The sequence below is a fragment of the Mesorhizobium sp. M7A.F.Ca.CA.004.06.1.1 genome (assembly GCF_003999135.1).
GTDB lineage: Bacteria > Pseudomonadota > Alphaproteobacteria > Rhizobiales > Rhizobiaceae > Mesorhizobium.
Genome location: NZ_RZPQ01000656.1, coordinates 1 through 3,369, shown reverse-complemented (window position 1 = coordinate 3,369; position 3,369 = coordinate 1). Strand labels below are relative to the sequence as shown.

Annotated in this window: 1 protein-coding gene and 1 pseudogene; both read right to left on the bottom strand. The window is 65.4% G+C overall.

The features are described 5' to 3' along the window. Positions 1-1,654, bottom strand: a pseudogene (ligA, locus tag EN906_RS27740) (NAD-dependent DNA ligase LigA); the annotation flags it as partial. A 111-nt stretch (positions 1,655-1,765) separates the two neighbouring features. Then, a partial coding sequence (gene recN, locus EN906_RS27735; protein ID WP_127375520.1) for a DNA repair protein RecN occupies positions 1,766-3,369 on the bottom strand: 1,604 nt, incomplete at its 5' end.

The following is a 3,369-nucleotide window of genomic DNA, read 5'->3' as shown; positions in this document are numbered from 1 at the left end:
AGCTTGTCGAGGCCCTCATAGTTGCGATCCTCGACGCTGCGCACATTCTTGCGCGTCTTGCCCGATGCGGCCTCGCGCTGCCTTGCCTGCTCCTCGCGGCGTTCGGCCAGCGCCCTGGTGACGGCCGGACGGCGATCCCTGAGCGTGAAGATATCGGCGGCGGTCTTGATCAATCCCGCATTGAAGAACGTGTCTATGTTCTCCGCGCCGAGGCCTTCGATGTCCAGGCGCCGCGTGACACGAAGTGGCGCAATCCTTCCACCGCCTGCGCCGGGCAGATCAGTTCGCCGGTGCAGCGCCGGCGGGAATCTTCCTTGCCGGTCTTTTCGTTGATCTCGCGCGTCGCCGGCGAGCCGCAGATCGGGCAAGTGTGAGGGAACTCGTAAGGCACCGCATCAGCAGGCCGCTTGTCGATGACGACGCTGACGATCTGCGGAATGACATCGCCTGCCCGCTGGATCACGACCGTATCGCCGATGCGCACATCGATGCCGTCGCGGATCGGCTCGCCGGTCGAGTCCAGGCCCTTGATGTAGTCCTCATTGTGCAGCGTGACGTTCTCGACCACGACGCCGCCGACAGTGACCGGCGCCAGCCGCGCAACCGGCGCCAGCGTACCGGTACGGCCGACCTGGATGTCGATCTTCTGCACGGTCGTCATCGCCTGTTCGGCCGGAAATTTATGCGCGACCGCCCAGCGCGGTTCGCCGGTGACGAAACCCCAGCGGCGCTGCAACTCCAGCTGGTCGACCTTGTAGACGACGCCGTCGATATCGTAGCCGAGCGCCGAGCGCTGCTCCTCGATCCGATGATAATGCGCGATCAGCTCCTCGGCCGATTTCGCCCGCACCATCAGCGGACTGATCTTGAACCCCCACTCGGCGAATTTCTGCACCGAATCATATTGGGTCGGAGCGGGATCAGCCGTCGTGTAACCCCAGGCATAGGCGAAGAATTTGAGGTTGCGGCTGGCGGTGACGGATGGATCCTTCTGGCGCAGCGATCCGGCCGCCGTATTGCGCGGATTGACGTAGTCCTGGCCGCCGGCCGCAGCCGATCGCTGCTTCAGCGCCTCGAATTCCGCATAGGTCATGTAGACCTCACCGCGGATCTCGATGATTTCGGGCCAGCCCGAGCCTTTCAGCTTCGCTGGAATATCGGCGATCGTCTTCAAATTGGCGGTGATGTCTTCGCCAACGGCGCCGTTGCCACGCGTCGCGCCCTGCACGAACACACCGTTTTCGTAACGCAGCGAAGCCGACAGCCCGTCGATCTTCGGTTCGGCTGTGAAGGCGATGTCGAGCTCCTTGTCGCGATCGAAGAACCGCCGCCCGCGTTCGATGAAATCCGTGACGTCATCGTCGGTATAGGCCTTGGCAAGGCTGAGCATCGGCACGGCATGGCGCACCTTGGTAAAGCCTTCCGCCGGAGCGGCTCCGACCCTGAGCGATGGCGAATCCTCGCGCACCAGCGCCGGAAAGCGCTCCTCGATGGCAAGGTTGCGCCGTGCGAGCGCATCATACTCCGCATCGGTGATAACAGGCGCATCTTCGGTATGGTAGCGCCGGTCGTGCTCGGCGATCTCTTCCGCCAGCCGCTTCAGCTCGGCTTCGGCCTCGCTTTCGGTCAGGGCATCAACTGGTTTTTCGGACATGCTTTCTTCCCCGAACGGTGGCGCTACACAATAGATCAGCATTTCAAGAAAATCATTCCTGAACAGCAGGATGGAGCCATATCCTGACTCGATCCCTGACATCAGCCGTTCTTATGCAGCTGTGGTGTTCTCGCGCAGCAACCGTTCGGCGGCCGCGCGCGCTTCATCGGTGATGGTGGCGCCGGCCAGCATGCGCGCGATCTCTTCCTGCCGCGCCGGCCGGTCCATCTCGGCGATGCCTGTGGCGACACGGTCGGTGGTGCCTGATTTGGAGATCAGGAAATGCGTCGCCGCGCGTGCCGCCACCTGCGGTGCGTGCGTCACCGACAGCACCTGGACGCGTTTCGACAGTCGCGCCAGCCGCTGGCCGATGGCGTCGGCGACAGCACCGCCCACGCCGGTGTCGATTTCATCGAACACCAGCGTCGGCGCCGAACCGCGGTCGGCCAGCGCCACCTTCAGCGCCAGAAGGAAGCGCGAAAGCTCGCCGCCGGAGGCCACTTTCATCATCGGCCCGGGCCGCGTGCCTGGATTGGTGCGCACCCAGAACTCGATCTGGTCGATCCCCTCTTCCATGCGGCTCTCGGCCTCGCTCTTCATTTCCACGATAAAGGCGGCGCGTTCGAGCTTCAGGGCCGGCAGTTCGGCCATCACGGCCTTGGTCAGGCCGACCGCCGCCGCATGACGCAGCGAGGACAGCTGCGCGGCGGCAATGTCGTAGGTCTCGCGCGCGGCGGTGGCCTGCTTTTCCAGCCCATGCAGGCGCTCCTCGCCGGCATCGAGATCGGCGAGATCGGCCGACATCGTGTCGCGCAGCTGCGCTAGATCGTCGACGGCGACGCTGTGCTTGCGCGAGGCGGCGCGCAGCGAAAACAGCCGCTCCTCCGCTTTCTCCAGCCGCTGCGGATCATATTCGGTGGCGCGCAGTGCTGCCTCGACGCCCGATTGCGCCGCGTCGAGCGACAGCATCGCCTCGTCGAGCGATTTGACGACATCGTCGAGCAGGCCGGGCGCCTCCGACACCTTGCGCTGCAGCCGCCGCAACAGGCTGGCCAGTTGCGGCAGGGGCGAAGATGGGCCCGACAGCACATCCTGCGCGTCATGGATTTCGGAAGCGATCTTTTCGGCCCGCATCATCGATGCGCGCAGTTCGGCAAGGTCGGTCTCCTCGCCCGGCTGCGGATCGAGCTTGGTCAATTCCGCCACCGCCGCGCGCAGATAGTCGGCCTCGCGCGCGGCCGCCGCCACCTTGATGCGGTGGCGCGACAGCTCCTGCTCGCAGGCGCGCCAGTGCCGCCATGCCTCGGCGGTCGAGCGGACGGCGCCGAGATGGCCCCCGAAAGCGTCGAGCACCTCGCGGTGTGCTCCGGGATCGACCAGCGCGCGCTCGTCATGCTGGCCGTGGATCTCGACCAGCGCGCGCCCGACATCGCGCATCAGCGTGACGCTCGAAGGCTGATCGTTGACGAAGACACGGGTGCGGCCGTCCGCCGTCTGCAGGCGGCGCAGGATGATGTCGCCGTCGTCCTCGATCGCATTGTCGGCAAGCAGCGTACGCGCCGGATGATTGCGCGGCACGTCGAAGACGGCGATGACCTGGCCTTGCGCCGCGCCATGGCGCACCAGCGAAGCATCGCCGCGCGCACCGAGCGCCAGCGAAAGGGCGTCGAGCAGGATGGATTTGCCGGCACCGGTTTCGCCGGTCAGTACCGAAA